The following is an 18632-nucleotide window of genomic DNA, read 5'->3' as shown; positions in this document are numbered from 1 at the left end:
GAACTCAGAGGATTTCATGGAATTTTTCCGGATCAAAAAAGATATTCCCTTCATGCGCCATGCGTTGATTTTCAACGTGATTTCGGCCGTGACCTTCCTTGCCGCCGTCTTCTTCCTGGTGCACAAGGGCTTGCACCTGTCCGTCGAATTCAAGGGCGGCACCCTGATGGAGGTGAAATACCCGAAGGCGGCCAATCTGGAAGGCATACGCGGCACCCTGATCGCCATGGGCTATGAAGAGCCGGGCGTGACCAGCTTCGATACGGCGCGCGACGTGATGATACGCCTGCCGGTGGAAAATGGCGTCAGCGCCGCCAACACCTCGCAGCGCGTGTTTGAAGCCTTGTGCAAGGCCGAGCAAGGCTCGACCAAGGCCATCGACACCGTCACCGACAAGGGCGAGCATGTGCTCAAGAGCGCGTGTATGGATGCTGCCGGCAGCGAAGCGGTCGTCCTGCAGAAAGTTGAATTCGTCGGCCCGCAAGTGGGTGAGGAACTGGCGCAGAATGGCTTGAACGCGCTGGTGGTGGTGATTATCGGCGTGATGATCTACCTGGCCATCCGCTTCGAATGGAAATACGCTGTCTCGGCCATTATCGCCAACTTGCATGACGTGGTGATCATCCTGGGCTTCTTCGCTTTCTTCGAATGGGAATTCTCGCTGACGGTGCTGGCGGCGATCCTGGCGGTGCTCGGCTATTCCGTCAACGAATCGGTGGTGATCTTTGACCGTATCCGCGAAAACTTCCGCAAGCAGCGCAAGGCGACCGTGCATGAAGTGATCGACAGCGCGATTACCAGCACCATTTCGCGTACCATCATCACCCACGGCTCGACCCAGATGATGGTGCTGTCGATGCTGATCTTCGGCGGCCAGACCCTGCACCACTTCGCACTGGCGCTGACCATCGGTATCTGCTTCGGTATTTACTCGTCCGTGTTCGTCGCGGCCTCGATCGCCATGTGGCTGGGCGTCAAGCGTGAAGACTTGATCAAGCCTGTCAAGGAAAAAGACGAAACCGACGGCGCCGTGGTGTAAGCGCAGGTTTTTTGCAGGTCGAATGGAAAAACGATCACCGTTTGCGGTGGTCGTTTTTTTTTGTAACGGATGATGATGAAGCGTATTTTATTGATGGGCATGATGGCAGGCGTGACGGCATGCGCGGGCGCCGCCGATTTCAGCCGTGCCGATGCCGGCAGCATCGCCATGCGCGGCCCGATTGCCGAGGGCGACGTGGACAAGCTGCGGCTGCTGGCTACGCCGGGCACCACGCTGTTGCGCGTCAATAGCGATGCAGGCGATCCGCAGGCGGCGATGCAGCTGGGCCGCTATCTGCGCCAGCAGCAATGGCGTCTCGCCATCGACACGCTGTGCGCCGGCAGCTGCGCCCTGTATGTGTTCCCGGCCGCGCGGCACAAAAGCATACCCGACGGCGCCGTGCTGGCACTGCAGGAATCGGCGTTCCTGCGCGCGCAGGTCGACCGGGCGCAGATGCGGCGCATCCTGGTTGAAGCGGGTGTGGCGGCCGAGGATCTGAACGGTGAAACGGTGGCGCTGGCGGCCCGGTTGGCAGAGACGGCGGCGCAGGAAGCGGCGTTTGCCGCGGAGCTGGGCATCGCCCCCGCCTTTTACCGCGACTTCCGGCAAGTGGCGGCGCAGGCCGATAGCGTGCGCCAGCGCTTTCCCGACCAGGAGGCTGCCGTCTACTGGTGGCCGGCTGCCGCCCGCCTGCAGCGCTGCTACGGCATCGCTGGCGTGGAGGAGGGGATGCGCGCGGCGCGCATGCTGCCCGACGGCTATCTGTATGTGCCGGCCCTGTCGGCCCTCGTCATGGGCGACCAGGCCTTGCAGGCCTGCCCATGAGCCGCAGCGGCCGTTTATTCCTGCTGATGGACGCCATGCGCGCCAGGCGCGTGCCCGTCACGGCGGCCCAGCTGGCGCAGCAGCTCGGTGTTTCCGAACGCACGATTTACCGCGATATCCAGACCCTGGCCGAACTGGGCGCGCCCCTGCAGGGCGAGGCCGGCATCGGCTATGTGCTGCGCCGCGGCGCATTCCTGCCGCCGCTGATGTTTGGTCCCGATGAACTGGAAGCGCTGGTGCTGGGCGCGCGCTGGGTACGCCGGCAGGGCGATGCGGGCTTGGCGCAGGCGGCCAGCAATGCCCTGGCCAAGATCGCGGCCGCTTCGCCGCGCGACCTGCGCGACAGCATGGCCGAGACCAGCTTGTGGGTGCCGCTGGGGCGTCCCGCCGATGGCACGCAGCCGGCCGATCGTTACGTGCAGCCCGTGCGCGAGGCGATCCGCTATGAACAGAAGCTCACGCTCGCCTATCAGGATGAGCATGGCAGCGCCACTTCGCGCACGGTGTGGCCTTTCGCCCTGGCTTTTTTCGAAGGCAAGCGCCTGCTGGCCGCCTGGTGCGAGTTGCGCGGCGATTACCGGCATTTCCGCATCGACCGCATCGCCGACGTGCTGCAGCATGCGGAGCGCTATCCCACGCGGCGCCATGTACTGCTCGATGCCTGGCGCAAAGCGCACGAGATTGATCCGGAAAGCTAGCGACCCGGAATCCTCAGATGCGCTCCTGACAAAAACTGTCAGTGACGGCGACTACGATGGTGGCTTCCTCACTCACCGGAGCTATCCATCATGCGCCTGTACCACCACCCCATGTCTTCGAATGCCCGCCGTGCCCTGATGACGGCGATCCACCTCGGCCTGCCTCTGGAGCTGGCCGAAGTCGACCTGATGAATGCGGACGACCGCCGCCGCCTGGCCGAACTGAACCCGAACGGCAAAGTGCCCGTGCTGGCCGATGGCGATTTCCTGCTGTGGGAATCGTGCGCCATCATGCAATACCTGGCCGAGCAGGTGCCGGGCCAGACGATTTACCCGCAGGCGCCGCAAGCGCGCGCCGACGTCAACCGCTGGCTGTTCTGGGCCGCGCAGCACTTTGCGCCCGCCATCAGCGTGCTGGCCTGGGAACGCGCCTGGAAAGGCATGACGGGCAATGGTCCCGCGGACCCGCTGGAAGAGGCGCGCGGCGAGCACGAACTGCATGCCTGTGCCGTGGTGCTGGATGCGCATCTGGCGCAGCGTGAGTGGCTCTGCGGCGATGCCTTGACCCTGGCCGAGTTCGCCGTCGCCGCGCCGCTGATGTACAGCGAGGCCGTGCGCTTGCCGCTGGCGCAGTACCAGCACATCCAGGCGTGGTTTGCCCGCGTGCGCCAGCTGCGCGCCTGGCAGGAAACGGACGTGGAACTGTTGCCGGGATAATGTGTGCGCTAAGTGAGCCAGCGCACGGAGCTGGCGCGGCACAGCGCATAAGATAGGGCTGTCTCTTTCAGGACATCCCTAGCTTTGGACTTTACCCGCTTTCGAGCGGGTTTTTTTTGTTTGCCGCTATGGAAGCCTGGCACTGATAGTGAGTGCTCGCATCCGGTGCGGCAGGCAGCCTAGTGCACGAGTACCTTCAGCAGCGATTGCACTTCATCATCCGATTCTTCCATGATGCTCGACAAGGTCGCATCGTCGCCGATCAGGCAATCGATGCTGCGCGCGGCGCGGGCGGCCCGCACGGCGATGGCGGCCGGGCTTTCATTGAGCGGTGACGAGACGGGCGCCAGGTCATTTGCCAGCAGCAGGGTGTCGCCCAGCGATTCGGGCGGGATGGCGCGCAAGCCTTCCCACAGCGCATCGATGGCGCCCCTGACCGCTTCCGGTACCTTCAGTTTGGCCAGGACGCCGTGGCCGATGGCCTGTTCGCCATGTTCGACCCAGTCTTCCGGTTCGCCGTCGAGGATGCCGGGGAATTCGGCCGCGCGCGACAGCAGATAAAAGCCGCCCACTTCATGCATGATGCCGGCAAACAGGGCCGTATCGGGGTCCACTTTGGTGACGCGGCGGGCCAATACCTGCGACAGGGCCGCCACGTGCGCCGTATGCTCCCACAGCTGGTTGGCCTTCGCTTGCAGCACGGGATCGGTAATGGTGCTGCCCAGCTGGCGCACGATCAGCGATGCCACCACCGACTGCAGGGTACGCACGCCTAGCCGCTGCACGGCGTTGCGCACGCTGGTGATTTCATTGCCGGAACGGTTGAACGCCACGGAATTGGCGATGGCCACCGTGCGCGCGGCCAGCAGCGGGTCAGCCTGCACCAGTTTGGCGGCGGCCTCGATATGGCAGTCGGGATCGGCCAGCGCCTCTTGCAGCTTGAGCGAAGCGTCCACATTGGCAGGAAAGGTCAGCTCGCCACGAGCGGCTTGTGCGGCGATGCTTTTAAAGGCGTCGAGTCTGTTCATTGAAAAAATTATACTCGCAATATTTCCGTGCGGAACTTTTTAAGCATGATCTTTTCGCAAACAGCTTAGCAAAAGGCAAGCAAAGCCCTGTAAACGGAAAAAGGCATGCCACTTGATCAGCGGCATGCCCTTTTGGGATCATACGAGCGTTATCAGTCTGCTTCGCTAAATATCGCGTCGCAGCCTTCAACGAGTTCATCGCTGTCTTCCAGCTCATCCGTCAAGCCCAGGTCGAACAGTTCCTCGACGGCGTTCATGAAGCTGTTGTGCTTGGTGGCGCCGATCAGGCGATAGATTTCGCCGTCTTCGTTGCGCACGCCGATGATCAGTTTTTCCTGACGCACCAGTTCCGGCGTGCTGGCGTTGAGCAGCAGGTTGCCGATGATGTGTTTATCGAAATGAGCAGGCTTTTTGCCTTCGAGCAGTGAGGTTTTCAACTTGGTTCCTTTGTCTTGTTTGAATGTCGGTGTCTGGTGTATGGTCAGCCGTTGGCGATGGCCTGTTTCAGTCCCGCCAGGGTGCTTTCCAGACGTATGAAATCGTCTTCGGTATAGCCGTCGAACAGGCGCTGGCCCTGCGTTGTCAGCTTGGGGAACACGTCATGGAACACCTGTTCGCCCTCGCAGCTCAGGCGCACGTAATAGGAACGCTTGTCGCGTGGACAACGTTCGCGTATCACCAGCCCCTTCTGTTCCAGCCGGTCCACCACGCCCGTCAAAGTACCCTTGGTAATCAGGGTTTTCTGGCCCAGTTCCTTGTAGGACATGCCGCGGGTGTTGCCGAGCGTGGCAATGATGTCGAATTGCGCATGCGTCAAGCCGTACTGGCGCACGAAGTCGCCAGAAAACCGCTCGAAGCCTTGCATGCATTCGGCCAGCAGCCGGATACTTTTTAAATATCGTTCACCCATGGGGGTGATTATATCCTTCCGCTCCGCTTTTTTCCGCCGCGCCGGGATGCGCCCTTGCATGAGGGGCGCGACGGGGCGGAAGTCCGGTATCATGTGGGCAACTCAGCCCTTGCCCTTGGTCCGCCTCGCCGATGTCCTTCGCTAATCTTTCCCGTATCGGCCTCGACAAACCGCTGCGTTTGCTGCTGGTCCATGCCGGCGATGCCGAGTCGATCACCTGGGCCGGCCTGGTGCAGCCGCTGCGCCTGTGCGCGCGGGCGCTGGGACCCGGTGCCTTGCAACTGGACGTGCGCACGCCGGAACAGGTGGCCGCGCAGGGCGGCAACTGGCATATCGCGCTGCTGGTGGCCGACGAGACGGAGGCGCCGCTGCGCGCCGAGCTGTGCCGGGCCGTGATCGAGCGCTGCCGTTCGGCGCCGTTCTGGGGCGGCGTGGGCGCGGCCGTGCTGTGGCTGGCCGGCGCGGGTGTCATGGATGGCGTGCGCATCGCCTTGCCGTGGGCCTTGTACGCCGATGCGGAAGCGAAGGCCGAACGGGCCATCCTGACGCCGCATTTGTTCGACATCGACGGCCCGCACATCACCTGCTGCGGCGGCGCGGCCAGCATCGATTTTTCGCTGACCCTGATCGAAACCATCTTTGGCGCCGACGTGCAGGCGCTCGTCAAGGAAGCGCTGTGCGTGGACAAGGTGCGCGGCAAGGAAGAGCGCCAGAGGGTGGCCCTGCAGGCGCGTTTCGGCGTACTGCAGCCCAAGCTTTCCGAGGCGGTGACCTTGATGGAAGCCAATATCGAGGAACCGCTGTCGACCGACGACATCGCCAGCCTGGTGGGCCTGTCGCGGCGCCAGCTCGAGCGGCTGTTCAAGCAATACCTGGGCAGCTTGCCATCGCGCTACTACCTGGAGCTGCGCCTGCGGCGCTCACGGCAACTGTTACTCGATACACATTATTCCATTGTGCAAGTAGGCCTGATGTGCGGCTTTTCCTCGGGCTCGCACTTTTCCACGGCGTTTGGCACCCTGTTTGGCAATACCCCGCGCGAAGAACGCCAAAGAAAGCTGATGCCGCCTGCGTGATTAAAGCAAGCCCGGCTGTGATGAATTGTGAAAATCCTTGTCGCAGATTCAAAAGAGTTTTAGCATCCCGCTTTTTATAATGCAGTACACACGTAGCTGTCGTAGCTGCGGAGTACCTAACATATTGATGGGGAAATGCTATGAATGCCAAGCTTGATTCGACCGTAACGGCTCGTCCAGTCACCCGGGAAACCTTTGACCAGGTCCTCGTTCCTACCTACGCCCCTGCAGCCATGGTGCCCGTGCGCGGTTCCGGACTGGATCTGTGGGACCAGTCAGGCAAGCATTACCTCGATTTCACCTCCGGCATCGCCGTCAACAGCCTCGGTCACTGCCATCCTGCGCTGGTCGACGTGCTGACCAAGCAAATCAATAATTTGTGGCATTTGGGCAACGGCTACACCAACGAGCCTGTCCTGCGCCTGGCGCTGGCGTTGACGGAAGCGACCTTCGCCGACCGCGCCTTCTTCTGCAACTCGGGCGCGGAAGCCAACGAAGCGGCCCTGAAGCTGGCGCGCAAGTACGCGCACACCAAATTCGGCGCGCACAAGTCGCGCATCATCTCGTGCTTCAGCTCCTTCCACGGCCGCACCCTGTTTACGGTCTCCGTCGGCGGTCAGGCCAAGTACACGGAAGGCTTCGAGCCGTTGCCGCCATCGATCGACCACATCGCCTACAACGACATCGAAGCGGCGCGCGCCGCCATCGGCGATGACGTGTGCGCAGTGATCGTCGAGCCGGTACAAGGCGAAGGCGGCGTGGTGCCGGGCAATCCGGAATTCCTCAAGGAGTTGCGCGCCCTGTGCGACAAGACGGGCGCCCTGCTGATTTTCGACGAAGTCCAGAGCGGCATGGGCCGCACTGGCGCCTTGTTCGCCTACATGGGCTACGGCGTCACGCCGGACATCCTGACGGCCGCCAAGGCCCTGGGCAACGGCTACCCGATCGGCGCCATGCTGACCACGAATGAACTGGCGCAGACCCTGGCCGTCGGCACCCACGGCACCACCTACGGCGGCAACCCGCTGGCCGCCACCGTGGCCCTGACCGTGCTGGACACGATCAACACGCCGGCATTCCTGGCGCGCGTGAAAGAAGCGAGCGTCAACACCATCGCCATGCTGCAAGGCTTGATCACCGATTACCCGCAAGTGTTCTCCATCGTGCGCGGCAGCGGTTTGCTGCTGGGCCTGGTCGTCACCGATGCCTACAAAGGCCGCGCGAAAGACATCCAGAAAGCGGCCGAAGCGCAAGGCTTGATGGTGCTGATCGCCGGCATGGACGTGGTGCGCCTGGCGCCGGCCCTGATCGTCTCGGACGAGCAGATCGCCGAAGCGGGCCGTCTGCTGCGCGCCGCCATCGACGGCATGCTGAAAGCCTGAAGCTAGCCCCGCTCCCTGTTTGATCACCGGCCCGCCGCTTTGCTGCGGGCCGGCTTGGTTCTACCCCAGCATCGTCAGCATTGAAGGAGTACCCATGTATGTTGTCCGTCCGGTAGAAATTGCGGATATTGCAGCCCTCGAAGCGCTGGCCGCAGTCACCATGCCGGGTGTCCATACCCTGCCGAAGACGCGCGAAAAAATCGCCGCCTCCGTCGAGCGCTCCATCGCCTCGTTTGCCGCCCATGTCGACATCCCCAGCGAAGAGTCGTATCTCTTCGTGCTTGAATCCCTGCTCGACAAGAGCATCTTTGGTACGGCCGCCATCTTCGCCTCGGCCGGCTCGAACGGCACCTATTTTTCCTTCCGCAACGACGTCATCCAGCAAGTCTCGCGCGACCTGAACATCAGCCACAGCGTGCATGCGCTGACCCTGTGCTCGGAGCTGACGGCGTACTCGCAGCTGTCCGGCTTCTACGTGCGCAACATGGAGCAGGCGGGCCTGGAAGCGGCCCTGCTGTCGCGCGCGCGGCTGCTGTTCGCCGTGCTGGCGCCGCACCGTTTCGGCGACCGCTTCTTCGTGCCGCTGGCCGGCATCACGGACGCCAACGGCCAGTCGCCATTCTGGGATGCGCTGGGCCGAAAGTTCTTCCAGATGGATTTCCTCGATGCCGAAAAAGTCATCGGCGGGGCGCGCAACCGCACCCTGATCGTCGAACTGATGCCGCATTACCCCGTGTACGTGCCGCTGCTGCCCGGCGACGCGCAGGCGGCCATGGGCCAGATCCACCCGAGCGGCGAACTGGCGTTCAATCTGCTGACGGAAGAAGGCTTTGAAGCCGACGATTACATCGACATCTTCGATGGCGGCCCGATCCTGCAGGCGCACAAGCATGCGCTGCGCTCGTTTACGGGCTCGCTCACGCGCCGCGTCGTCGCCGGCGTCACGCCCAGCCGCACGGGCCTGAAAGTCAATTATGCCGTCGCTTCCGGCGCCGAGCGCAATTTCCGCGCCGTGACCTTCGCCTGCGATGCGCTCGAAGCGCAGGACAGCGTCGGCTTGCCGGCAGACCTGCTCGAGGCGCTGGCCGTGGCCGAAGGCGACAGCGTCATTTGCGTGCGTATCTAAGGGAGTCAATTTTATGCTAGTAGTACGCGCCATCAACGCCAATGACCTCGATGCCCTGTATGGCCTGGCCAGCCAGGTCGGCACCGGCATGACCACCCTCAAGCCGGACATGAAAATGCTGGGCGACCGCCTGGCCATCGCCTGCGCCTCGTTCGCCGAAACCATTCCGCCAGAAAAGCGCGATTACATGTTCGTCATGGAGGATACCGATACGGGCCGCCTGGCCGGCGTGTGCGCCATCAAGGGCGCCGTGGGTCTGGACGAACCGTTCTATAACTACCGCATCGGCACTCTGGTCCATTCCAGCCGCGAGCTCGACGTGTTTACGCGCATGGAAACCCTGTACCTGTCGAACGACCTGACGGGCAGCACGGAACTGTGCTCGCTGTTTCTGCACCCCGATTACCGCAGCGGCAACAACGGCAAGCTGCTGTCGAAAAGCCGTTTCCTGTTCATCGCCCAGTTCCCGCAGCTGTTCACGGAAAAGCTGATCGCGGAAATGCGCGGCTACCAGGCGCCGGACGGCAGCTCGCCGTTCTATGAAGGCCTGGGCCGCCATTTCTTCAAGATGGATTTCCACCATGTCGACGACTTGACGAGCCTCGGTAAAAAATCGTTCATCGCCGAACTGATGCCGCGCCAGCCCATGTACGTGGCCTACCTGCCCGACGAAGCGCAGGAAGTCATCGGCAAGGTGCATCTGAGCACGGCGCCCGCGCGCCGCCTGCTGGAACAGGAAGGCTTGCACTTCGAAGGCTATGTCGACATTTTCGACGCCGGTCCCGTGCTGCAGGCGCGCGTCTCCGAACTGCGCGCCATGCGCGACAGCATGCCGGCCGTGCTCGACGCCGCGACTGTGCCAGTGCCTGCACCGGAAGTGTGCGGCGATGCCGCCCAGGCCGAGCCTTACCTGGTGTCGAACACCGACCTGAAAGATTTCCGCATGATCGTCACCAGCGCCAATCCGCACAGCGGCAAGATCGCGCTCGACGACGATGAACTGCATCTGCTGCGCTGCCATCACGGCGATACCGTGCGCACCTTGTCACTCAACCCGAGGAAGCATCCCCATGTCTAACGTATTGAATCCATCTACCGCAGCATCGAACTTCATCAACGGCGCCTGGCTGCCAGGCACGGGCCGTGAACTGGCCACCATCGATCCGTCGAACGGCAAGCAGACCTGGGCTAGCCTGGAAGCGACGGAGAACGAAGTCGAACAGGCGTGCCAGGCCGCGCGCGCCGCTTTCGAAGCGTGGGCCGACACGCCCGTCGAAGAGCGCATCGCCATCTGCGTGCGCTTTCGCGAACTGCTGAAGGAACATGCGGAAGCGCTGGCGCTGCTGATCTCGGAAGAAGTGGGCAAGCCGCTGTGGGAGTCGCGCACGGAAGTGGCCACCATGGCCAACAAGATCGATATCTCGGTACAGTCGTACAACGCGCGCACGGGCATCACGCAAAGCAAGATCGCCGATGGCGACGCCGTGCTGCGCCACCGTCCGCATGGCGTGTTCGGCGTCTTCGGTCCGTACAATTTCCCCGGCCACCTGCCGAACGGCCACATCGTGCCGGCCCTGATCGCCGGTAACACCATCGTCTTCAAGCCCAGCGAATATGCGCCGCGCACGGCCATCAAAACCGTGCAGCTGTGGCAGCAGGCAGGCTTGCCGAATGGCGTCGTCAACCTCGTCAACGGCGGGCGCGACACGGGCGTGGCGCTGGGCGCCAATCCACATCTCGACGGCGTGCTGTTTACGGGTTCGTGCCAGACGGGTATCAGCCTGCACCGCCAGTTCGGCGGCCAGCCGGGCAAGATGCTGGCGCTGGAAATGGGCGGCAACAACGCCCTCGTCGTGTGGGACGTGAAGGATGTCGACGCGGCCGTGCACCACGCGATCTTCTCCGCCTTTGTCTCGGCCGGCCAGCGCTGCACCTGCGCACGCCGCCTGGTGGTGCAGGATAACGCCGCCGGTGCCGCCTTCATCGCGCGCCTGGTGGAAGTGGCCGCGAAACTGGGTATCGGCGCATCCGACGCCCAGCCGCAGCCGTTCATGGGCCCAGTGGTATCGAGTGCCGTGGCAAAACGCCTGGTGCAGGCGCAGGCGGACATGGTCGCCAAGGGCGGCACCACCTTGCTGCAGATGCGCCAGTTGAATCCCGAGGCGGGCTTTGTGACGGCCGGCATCGTCGACGTGACTAGTGCTGCCGGCATTCCCGACGAAGAGTGGTTCGGCCCACTGCTGCAAGTGATCCGCGTGGCCGATTTCAATGCGGCCCTGAAGGTGGCCAATGCCACGGAATTCGGCCTGGCTGCGGCGCTGCTGTCCGACGATCCGGCCTTGTGGCAAACGTTCCAGACGCGCGCGCGCGCCGGCATCGTCAACTGGAACCGTCCGACCACGGGCGCGGCCAGCACGGCGCCGTTTGGCGGCATCGGCAAGTCGGGCAACCACCGTCCGAGCGCCTATTACGCGGCCGATTACTGCGCCTACCCGGTCGCTTCGATCGAGAACGGCGCGCTGGAAATGCCGGCCAAGCTGTCGCCCGGCCTGAATTTTTAAATTTTAAGGACATGCCTCCCATGCACAGCACGCGCGAATACAATTTTGACGGCCTGGTCGGGCCATCGCATAACTATGCGGGACTCTCGTTCGGCAACGTGGCCTCGTTCAGCAATGTGAAAAGCGCTTCGAATCCGAAGCAGGCCGCCTTGCAGGGCCTGGCCAAGATGCGTGCCCTGGCCGCGCGCGGCTTTGCGCAAGCCTTGCTGCCGCCGCAGGACCGGCCGAATTTCCGCCTGCTGCGCTCCATCGGTTTCACGGGCACGGACGCAGAGGTGCTGGCGCGCGCCTACAAGGAGTCGCCCGTCATCCTGGCCTGCGCCTATTCCGCCTCGCCCATGTGGACGGCGAACGCCGCCACGGTCAGCCCGTCGGCCGATACGCACGATGGCCGCGTGCATTTCACGGCCGCCAACCTGAATAACAAGCTGCACCGCGCCTTCGAGCACGCGCAGTCGGCGCGCAGCCTGCGCGCCATTTTCAGCGACGACAGGCACTTCGCCGTGCACGATGCGCTGCCGTCGACACCGGCCTTTGGCGACGAGGGTGCGGCCAATCACACGCGCCTGGGCGCCAGCCACGGCGCGCCATCGGTGGAATTGTTCGTGTATGGTCGCGTGGAGTTCGATCCGTCCGCGCCATCGCCGAAGCGCTATCCGGCGCGCCAGACCCTGGAAGCGTCGCAAGCCGTGGCGCGACTGCATGGCCTGGACGCGAAGCGCACCGTGTACGTGCAGCAGAACCCGGACGTGATCGACCAGGGCGTGTTCCATAACGACGTCATCGCCGTCGGCAACGGCAATGTGCTGTTCTATCACGAGCAGGCGTTTGCCGATGAAGAGGCAAGCCTGTCGCAGCTGCGCCGCGCCGTCGCCGGCACGGGCGCGCAACTGGATGCGCTGCGCGTGGACACGGGCCAGGTGCCGATCCAGGATGCGGTGACCAGCTATTTGTTCAACAGCCAGCTGCTGACGAAAGAGGGCGGCAAGATGGCGCTGGTGATACCGCAGGAATGCCAGGAAAACCGCGCCGTGTCGCGCTACCTGGAAGGCCTGGTGGCCAGCGGTGGACCGATCGACGAACTGATACATTTCGACCTGCGCCAGAGCATGCGCAATGGCGGCGGGCCCGCCTGCCTGCGTTTGCGCGTGGCCCTGACGGAGACCGAGGCACGCGCCATGCACCAGGGCGTGATCATGACGGAAACGCTGTACCATCGGCTGGTGCAGTGGGTGGAAAAACACTACCGCGACCATCTGGAGCCGGGCGACCTGGCCGACCCGCAGCTGGCGCTGGAAGTGCATGCGGCGCTTGAAGAATTGACGATCATCCTCAACTTACCTGGATTGTACGACTTGTAGGCGATAGAAAAACACACAGAACATCCGAGACAACTATCCGTAGCACAGACAGAATTGGACGGGCGACCCCCGTCTCTTGACACCGCTGCCGCCCAGCCACAAGCCCGAACGACAGCGTTGGACATTCACATTACCGTAATGGAGATGCAAGATGAATCACACGCCACAAGATTTGCGTACACAAACGCTGGAGTTGATTAACGCGGCTGGCAATGCAGGCAAGGCGGCAGCGCCTGTCGTGCAGCTGGTGCAGGCATGGCTCGACTCGCTCGACGCCGAAGACCTGGCCGATATCGCGCCCGACAGCCTGGCGCCCGTGCTGGTCGAGGGCTTCACGCAAGCGGCCAAGCGCACCGGCAACGGCTGCCAGATCGCCACCCTGCGTTATGCGGATGGACGTGGCGGCATGGCGAGCGCCTTGCTGATCCTGAACGAAGACATGCCTTACCTGGTCGACTCCATCGTCATGGCCATGCGCCGCCAGCACCTGGCCGTGCGTGGCGTGATGAACACCGTGCTGCCCGTGCGCCGCGCCGCCGACGGCAGCGTCGAAGCGGTGCGCCAGCCGGGCGACCCGCTCGAATCGTATGTGCTGGTGCTGCTCGACGAAGAGCTGGCGCCGGAAGCCCTGGCCGCGCTGGTCGCCGCCCTGGAGACGGTCGCGCGCGACGCCGCCGTCGTGCGCCGCGATGCCGCCGCCATGAGCGAGCGCCTGGCCGCCGTCGCCACGGCTGCATCGCAGCATGGCGAAGAAGGCGCGGAAGTGGCCGCCTTCCTGGAATGGGCCCGCAGCGGCGGCTTTGAAGTGTTCGGCTATGCCTATTACCGCGTCAAGCCGGGCGTGCGCGAACTGGAACGCGACATTCCTAGCCGTGTCGGCGTGCTGCAGGATACGGCGCACCCCGTCTACGGCACCTGCCTGGCGAATATCCCGGGCGACTTCGACACCCTGGCCAAGCGCGACTCGGCGCTGTCCATCGTCAAGGCCGACGTGGCAGGCACTTTGCACCGCGACCAGCAGTTGGACTTCATCGGCGTGCGCGACATGGATGCGCAAGGCGCGATCCTGGGCGAGCATTGCTTCGTCGGCCTGTTTACCCGTGCCGGCAATTCCACCCCGCTGGCGGCGCTGCCGTTTGCGCGCGGCCGCGTAGCCAAGGTTTTGAGCCTGGCCGGCGTGCGCCAGCAAGGCTTCCGTGCCGAGAAATTCCGCGAAATCCTTGAGTCCTTGCCGCGCACGGAAGCGCTGGAAGCGGATCTCGACTGGCTGGCGCAAGTGTGCGGTTCCGTCGTTTCTCTGTACAAGCAGCCGCGCACCAAGGTCTTCGCGCGCCGCGACGTATATGCGCGCCACCTGAACGTGCTGGTATACCTGCCACGCGAGCGCTACAGCGCCAGCGTCGCATCGAGCCTGGCAAAAGCCCTGCAAGCCAGTTCCGGCGCCACGCATGTGAGCATGCAAACCCTGGTGGCCGACGGTCCCCTGGCGCGCGTCTACCTGATCGCCCATGCCGCGCGCTACCCGCTGGACTTGGAAACGGATATCGAGCAGCCGCTGTTGAGCGTGCTCGACGGCTGGCATAACGGTTTTGCCGCCGTGGCCGACGCCGTGCCCGACGTGGCCCTGCGCACCAGCCTGCGCAAACTGTGCGCCACGTTACCGCTCGATTACGTGGCCGCCACCGCGCCGGCCGTGGCCTTCCGCGACCTCGACACCATCCTGCGCAATACGGATCCATCGCACGTGGCCGTGCGCATCGAGACGGGCGCCGTCACCACGATCCGTTTGTACTCGGCCAACAAGGTGCCGCCGCTGTCGACCATCCTGCCGGCCTTGCACAACGCGGGCGTGGCCATCGACCGCGAACAGGCGTATTCCGTTTCGCTGGCCGACGGCACGCGCTATTTCGTCACCAGCCTGACGGTCGATGCCGCCAGCGCGGCGAAACTGGCGCAGCCATCCGTCGTCGCCGTGGCGCAGGAATTGTTTGCCGCCCTGTTCAACGACACGGCCGAAGATGGCCGTTTGAATGGCCTCGTCATCGAAGGCGGCTTGTCGACGCGCGAAGTGCAGCTGGTGCGCGCCTATACCAGCTACTGGCGCCAGACGGGCAGCCGTTTCTCGGTGCGCTACATCGCCGAAAGCCTGCGCAAGCAGCCGGCCCAGGTCAAAGCCCTGGTGGAAGCGTTCCTGCAGCGCTTCGATCCTTCGCTGCCGGACGCGCAGCATGCGGCGGCCCTGGAAAGCATCGCCGCCATCAAGGCCGGCCTGCCATCCGTGAACCATGCCGATACCGAGGAAATCCTCGGCGCGCTGGCCGACCTGATGGCCGCCACCCTGCGCACCAGCTACTTCCAGAACAATCAACAAGGCGACAAGATCATCTTCAAGTTCGACACCAGCAGCCTGGCGCTGGTGCCGGAACCGCGTCCTTACCGCGAGATTTTCGTCTTCTCGCGCCGCTTCGAAGGCGTGCACCTGCGCGGCGGCCCGGTCGCCCGCGGCGGCTTGCGCTGGTCCGACCGCATGGAAGATTACCGCACGGAAGTGCTGGGTCTGGTGAAAGCGCAGATGGTCAAGAACGCCGTCATCGTGCCGGCCGGCGCGAAGGGTGGTTTTGTCTGCAAGATGATGCCGAAAGACGCCGTGCGCGAAACCATCGCGGCCGAAGGCGAAGCCGTCTACCGCCTGTTCATTTCCAGCCTGCTGGAAGTGACGGACAACCGTTCGCTGGGCAATATCGTTCCGCCAGTCGACACCGTGTGCTTCGATGAAGCCGATCCATACCTCGTGGTGGCCGCCGACAAGGGCACGGCCACGTTCTCGGATATCGCCAACGGCATCGCCGTGCAGCGCGGTTTCTGGCTCGGCGACGCGTTCGCCTCGGGCGGCTCGAACGGCTACGACCACAAGAAACTGGGCATCACCGCCAAGGGCGCGTTCGAAGCCGTGAAGCGCCACTTCTATGAAATGGATCACGACCTGAACACCACCCCGATCACCATGGTCGGCGTGGGCGACATGTCGGGCGACGTGTTCGGCAACGGCGTATTGCTGTCGCGCCAGCTGAAACTGGTGGCCGCGTTCGACCACCGCCACATCTTCCTCGACCCGACACCGGACGTCGCCGTCTCGTTCGAGGAACGTGCGCGCCTGTTCGCCTTGCCGCGCTCCTCGTGGGACGACTACAACAAGGACTTGATCTCGGCAGGCGGCGGCGTGTATCCGCGCACCGCCCGCACGATCGAACTGTCGCCGCAGATCCGCGCCGCGCTCGATATCGCCGAGACCTCGCTGCCGCCGGAAGAACTGATGCACCGCATCCTGAAGTCGCCCGTGGACCTGTTCTACAACGGCGGCATCGGCACCTACATCAAGGCGTCGACGGAGAGCCACGCGCAAGTGAAAGACCGCGCGAATGACCACATCCGCGTCAGCGGCAATGAGCTGCGCGTGAAAGTCGTGGCCGAAGGCGGCAACCTCGGTGCGACGCAGGCGGGCCGTATCGAGTTCGCGCTGGCCGGCGGCCGCATCTTCACCGATGCGATCGACAATTCGGCCGGCGTGGATTGCTCGGACCATGAAGTGAACGTGAAAATCTGGCTGGACGTGGAAGTGAACGCGGGCAAGCTGACGGAAGAAGAACGCAACCGCGAGCTGTATGCGATGACGGACGACGTCGAGCGCCTGGTCTTGCGCGACAACACGCAACAGACGCATTTGCTGGTGCGCGAGCTGCAGGCGCAAAGCGAGAGCGCCGTGCAGGATGGCTATGCCGCCCTGATCGCCAGCCTGGAAGAAGAGGGCGCCCTGTCGCGCGATCTCGAGCAGCTGCCGTCGGTGGCCGAACTGGCACGCCGCAAGCTGGACAACCGTGGCTTGACGACGCCGGAACTGGCGGTGGTGATCGCCAACGTGAAGAACCGCTTCAAGCGCATCCTGTCCGCCTTGCCGTTGACGGGCGAAACGTGGGCCGAGCCGGTGCTCAAGCCTTACTTCCCGTCCTTGCTGGTGGAAACCCGTTCGGCGCTCGATCATCCGCTGGCCAACGCCATCCTGGCGACCGTGCTGGCCAATGAAGTGATCAACCGCTGCGGCCCGCTGATGATCCGCAACCTGGCGGCGGAACACGGCGTGGACGAGTCGGCCGTGATCCTGGCATGGGGCCAGGCCTGGGTGGCGCTGAACCTGGCGCCCGTGTTCGACGCGCTCGATGCGGATGCCTTGACGATTCCACGCGACGTGTCGATCAAGGTCGATGCACAAACGCGCGTGCTGCAGCAAACGATGATCGCCGGCGTGCTGTCCGTGCCGGCCGAGCAATTGCGCGGCGCCGGCCTGGCCGAACTGACCGGTTTGTTCGGTGCGGAATCGAAGCGCGAGCTGCTCAAAGCCGTCGGCATCAAGTCGGAAGCGGCACTGGTGCCGGGCTTGACGCCGGCCTTCGTGCAGGCGTGGGATGCGGTCGACGCGCTGGAAGTCGTCGCCGGCTTCCTGTTCCCGGCCCTGTCCGTGCCGCGTCCTGCCTCGATGGACCTGGCTTCCTTCCTGCAAGTGGGCCTGGCCCTGCGCAGCCAGGCGGGCATCGACACCTTGGAACGTGGCTTGAAGCTGGCCGCGCAAGGCAAGTCGCAGGAGCAGTTGCGTAACTACGCACAGCAAGCGCTGCGCCGTACGCAACAGCGTTTGCTGACGCAGGTGCTGGCGCGCGCCGAGCAAGGCAATGCCGGCCAGGCTGTCGATGCCGTGACGGGTGCGCTGGGCTTGTCGGCCTATGTGGCGGCGACGGAACTGGAGCAAGCCATGCTGGACGTGTGGACCTTGTCGGAAGCCGTGAATAAAATCACGGCGAAAACCGCAGCGGAAGCGGCGGTGTAATGACGCAAAAAGTAACCCAGGTAGTAACACCGGTAGTGCAGGCGCTGGCGCAGGCCGATTTCAGCGGCGTGGCCCGGTTGTTTTCGGACGCCGGTTTCACGGTGGCCTTGCCGGCGCCCGGCATGCTGCAAGTCGTCAAGCCGGGAGCCGGCCGCGCCAGCGTGGCCGTCTCGGTGGGCGTGCATGGCGACGAGACGGGACCGATCGAAGTGCTGGCGCATCTGCTCGACGCCTTGTCGCGCGATGCATCGAAGCTGGCCGTCGATTTGCTCGTTTGCGTGGGCAATGTCGATGCGATCCGAGCCGGCAAGCGTTTCATCGACGCCGACCTCAATCGCATGTTCCGCCCCGTGCGGGGCAGCCTGGCGCAAGCGGCGGAAAGCGCGCGTGCCGATGAAATGATCGCCGCGACAACAGCGTTCTTTGAGGCGGCGGGACCCGTGCGCTGGCATCTGGATTTGCACACGGCCATCCGGCCGTCCGTGTACCCCACGTTTGCCATCGTGCCGGACCTGGTGGCCGACGACGCCAAGGCACAGCTGATCGATTGGCTGGGCCAGGCGGCCATCGGCGCCATCATCATGAACCCGCAGTCGGCCGGCACGTATAGTTACTATTCGGCCGAGCATTTCGGCGCGGCCGCCAGCACGGTGGAACTGGGCCGCGTGGGCACCCTGGGGCAGAACGATTTGTCCCTGTTCGACGACGTGTCGCGGGCGCTCGATGGCTTGCTGCGCGGCTTGCCTGCGCAGCCCGTCAAGGCGCAACCGCACGTGTTCAAGGTGGCGCAGGAAATCATCAAGCACAGCGATGAATTCCGCATGGCTTTTGATCGCAGCACGCAGAATTTCACATCCTTGCCGCAGCACGCCGTGATCGCCAGCGATGGCGACCATGTCTACACGGTGCGGCACGCGGAAGAGCTGGTGGTGTTTCCGAATCCGGACGTGCGCGTGGGCTTGCGCGCCGGGCTGATGGTGGTGCGCGTGTCCTGATCTTCAAGCCATGTACAGAGCAGCAGGCGCCAGCC

15 protein-coding genes are annotated in these 18632 nt (G+C 63.9%); 12 read left to right on the top strand and 3 right to left on the bottom strand.

The genetic code is table 11. The features are described from left to right. Positions 1-16 precede the first annotated feature (16 nt). From secF to KO538_RS09600, 4 genes are all read left to right on the top strand, one after another. Positions 17-1039: a protein translocase subunit SecF gene (gene secF, locus KO538_RS09615; RefSeq protein ID WP_034745511.1), complete on the top strand. Its 1023-nt coding sequence runs from the start codon at positions 17-19 to the stop codon at positions 1037-1039. 75 nt (positions 1040-1114) lie between these two features. Next, complete coding sequence (locus tag KO538_RS09610; protein WP_219328119.1) at positions 1115-1864, top strand: hypothetical protein; 750 nt, start codon at positions 1115-1117, stop codon at positions 1862-1864. Further along, the gene (locus tag KO538_RS09605) at positions 1861-2562 is read left to right on the top strand and encodes a YafY family protein (RefSeq protein WP_219328118.1); all 702 of its coding nucleotides are present in this window, start codon (positions 1861-1863) and stop codon (positions 2560-2562) included. The genes KO538_RS09610 and KO538_RS09605 overlap by 4 nt, the downstream gene beginning before the upstream one ends. 90 nt (positions 2563-2652) lie before the next feature. Continuing rightward, positions 2653-3279 (top strand): glutathione S-transferase family protein, encoded by a 627-nt coding sequence (locus KO538_RS09600; RefSeq protein ID WP_072457327.1) that lies wholly within the window; start codon positions 2653-2655, stop codon positions 3277-3279. 179 nt (positions 3280-3458) lie between these two features. On the opposite strand, the gene KO538_RS09595 is transcribed toward KO538_RS09600, so the two are convergent. The 3 genes from KO538_RS09595 to KO538_RS09585 all read right to left on the bottom strand — a co-directional run bounded on the left by KO538_RS09595 (position 3459) and on the right by KO538_RS09585 (position 5217). Beyond that, the gene (locus KO538_RS09595) at positions 3459-4307 is read right to left on the bottom strand and encodes an HDOD domain-containing protein (RefSeq protein ID WP_034745523.1); all 849 of its coding nucleotides are present in this window, start codon (positions 4305-4307) and stop codon (positions 3459-3461) included. Between the two features lie 152 nt (positions 4308-4459). Beyond that, positions 4460-4744, bottom strand: coding sequence for a hypothetical protein (locus tag KO538_RS09590; protein ID WP_034745526.1), 285 nt, complete (start codon positions 4742-4744; stop codon positions 4460-4462). Positions 4745-4788: 44 nt separating this feature from the next. Continuing rightward, the gene (locus tag KO538_RS09585) at positions 4789-5217 is read right to left on the bottom strand and encodes a MarR family winged helix-turn-helix transcriptional regulator (RefSeq protein WP_034745529.1); all 429 of its coding nucleotides are present in this window, start codon (positions 5215-5217) and stop codon (positions 4789-4791) included. Positions 5218-5348: 131 nt separating this feature from the next. On the opposite strand from KO538_RS09585, the gene KO538_RS09580 reads away from it, so the two are divergent. The 8 genes from KO538_RS09580 to KO538_RS09545 all read left to right on the top strand — a co-directional run bounded on the left by KO538_RS09580 (position 5349) and on the right by KO538_RS09545 (position 18597). Beyond that, the gene (locus KO538_RS09580; protein WP_072457325.1) at positions 5349-6293 is read left to right on the top strand and encodes a GlxA family transcriptional regulator; all 945 of its coding nucleotides are present in this window, start codon (positions 5349-5351) and stop codon (positions 6291-6293) included. 140 nt (positions 6294-6433) lie between these two features. Then, on the top strand, positions 6434-7675 hold the full coding sequence (gene astC, locus KO538_RS09575; RefSeq protein ID WP_034745535.1) for an acetylornithine/succinylornithine family transaminase: 1242 nt from the start codon (positions 6434-6436) through the stop codon (positions 7673-7675). Positions 7676-7769: 94 nt separating this feature from the next. Then, positions 7770-8801, top strand: a complete 1032-nt coding sequence (locus tag KO538_RS09570; RefSeq protein ID WP_072457323.1) for an arginine N-succinyltransferase — start codon at positions 7770-7772, stop codon at positions 8799-8801. Between the two features lie 13 nt (positions 8802-8814). Next, positions 8815-9879, top strand: coding sequence for an arginine N-succinyltransferase (gene astA / locus KO538_RS09565; protein ID WP_072457321.1), 1065 nt, complete (start codon positions 8815-8817; stop codon positions 9877-9879). Further along, positions 9872-11362: a succinylglutamate-semialdehyde dehydrogenase gene (astD, locus tag KO538_RS09560; RefSeq protein WP_072457319.1), complete on the top strand. Its 1491-nt coding sequence runs from the start codon at positions 9872-9874 to the stop codon at positions 11360-11362. Before astA ends, astD begins: the two co-directional genes overlap by 8 nt. Before the next feature lie 20 nt (positions 11363-11382). Beyond that, positions 11383-12723 (top strand): N-succinylarginine dihydrolase, encoded by a 1341-nt coding sequence (astB, locus tag KO538_RS09555; protein WP_128141654.1) that lies wholly within the window; start codon positions 11383-11385, stop codon positions 12721-12723. Positions 12724-12874: 151 nt separating this feature from the next. Then, positions 12875-17602, top strand: coding sequence for an NAD-glutamate dehydrogenase domain-containing protein (locus tag KO538_RS09550; RefSeq protein WP_219328117.1), 4728 nt, complete (start codon positions 12875-12877; stop codon positions 17600-17602). Beyond that, entirely contained in the window at positions 17602-18597 is a 996-nt protein-coding gene (locus KO538_RS09545) for a succinylglutamate desuccinylase (RefSeq protein WP_219328116.1), read from the top strand. Before KO538_RS09550 ends, KO538_RS09545 begins: the two co-directional genes overlap by 1 nt. Positions 18598-18632 lie beyond the last annotated feature (35 nt).

The sequence above is a fragment of the Janthinobacterium sp. NKUCC08_JDC genome, assembly GCF_019345575.1.
In the GTDB taxonomy this organism is placed as follows: Bacteria; Pseudomonadota; Gammaproteobacteria; order Burkholderiales; family Burkholderiaceae_D; genus Janthinobacterium; species Janthinobacterium aestuarii.
The sequence above is the reverse complement of the archived record's forward strand: the minus strand, read 5'-3'. Positions and strand labels throughout refer to the sequence as shown.

Excerpts from the sequence above, each read along its gene's own strand:
- KO538_RS09595 (WP_034745523.1), bottom strand. The coding sequence starts at position 4,307 with ATGAACAGACTCGACGCCTTTAAAAGCATCGCCGCACAAGCCGCTCGT.
- KO538_RS09600 (WP_072457327.1), top strand. The coding sequence starts at position 2,653 with ATGCGCCTGTACCACCACCCCATGTCTTCGAATGCCCGCCGTGCCCTG.
- KO538_RS09585 (WP_034745529.1), bottom strand. The coding sequence starts at position 5,217 with ATGGGTGAACGATATTTAAAAAGTATCCGGCTGCTGGCCGAATGCATG.
- KO538_RS09570 (WP_072457323.1), top strand. The coding sequence starts at position 7,770 with ATGTATGTTGTCCGTCCGGTAGAAATTGCGGATATTGCAGCCCTCGAA.
- astC (WP_034745535.1), top strand. The coding sequence starts at position 6,434 with ATGAATGCCAAGCTTGATTCGACCGTAACGGCTCGTCCAGTCACCCGG.
- KO538_RS09545 (WP_219328116.1), top strand. The coding sequence starts at position 17,602 with ATGACGCAAAAAGTAACCCAGGTAGTAACACCGGTAGTGCAGGCGCTG.
- astA (WP_072457321.1), top strand. The coding sequence starts at position 8,815 with ATGCTAGTAGTACGCGCCATCAACGCCAATGACCTCGATGCCCTGTAT.
- KO538_RS09610 (WP_219328119.1), top strand. The coding sequence starts at position 1,115 with ATGAAGCGTATTTTATTGATGGGCATGATGGCAGGCGTGACGGCATGC.
- secF (WP_034745511.1), top strand. The coding sequence starts at position 17 with ATGGAATTTTTCCGGATCAAAAAAGATATTCCCTTCATGCGCCATGCG.
- astD (WP_072457319.1), top strand. The coding sequence starts at position 9,872 with ATGTCTAACGTATTGAATCCATCTACCGCAGCATCGAACTTCATCAAC.
- KO538_RS09580 (WP_072457325.1), top strand. The coding sequence starts at position 5,349 with ATGTCCTTCGCTAATCTTTCCCGTATCGGCCTCGACAAACCGCTGCGT.
- KO538_RS09550 (WP_219328117.1), top strand. The coding sequence starts at position 12,875 with ATGAATCACACGCCACAAGATTTGCGTACACAAACGCTGGAGTTGATT.
- astB (WP_128141654.1), top strand. The coding sequence starts at position 11,383 with ATGCACAGCACGCGCGAATACAATTTTGACGGCCTGGTCGGGCCATCG.
- KO538_RS09605 (WP_219328118.1), top strand. The coding sequence starts at position 1,861 with ATGAGCCGCAGCGGCCGTTTATTCCTGCTGATGGACGCCATGCGCGCC.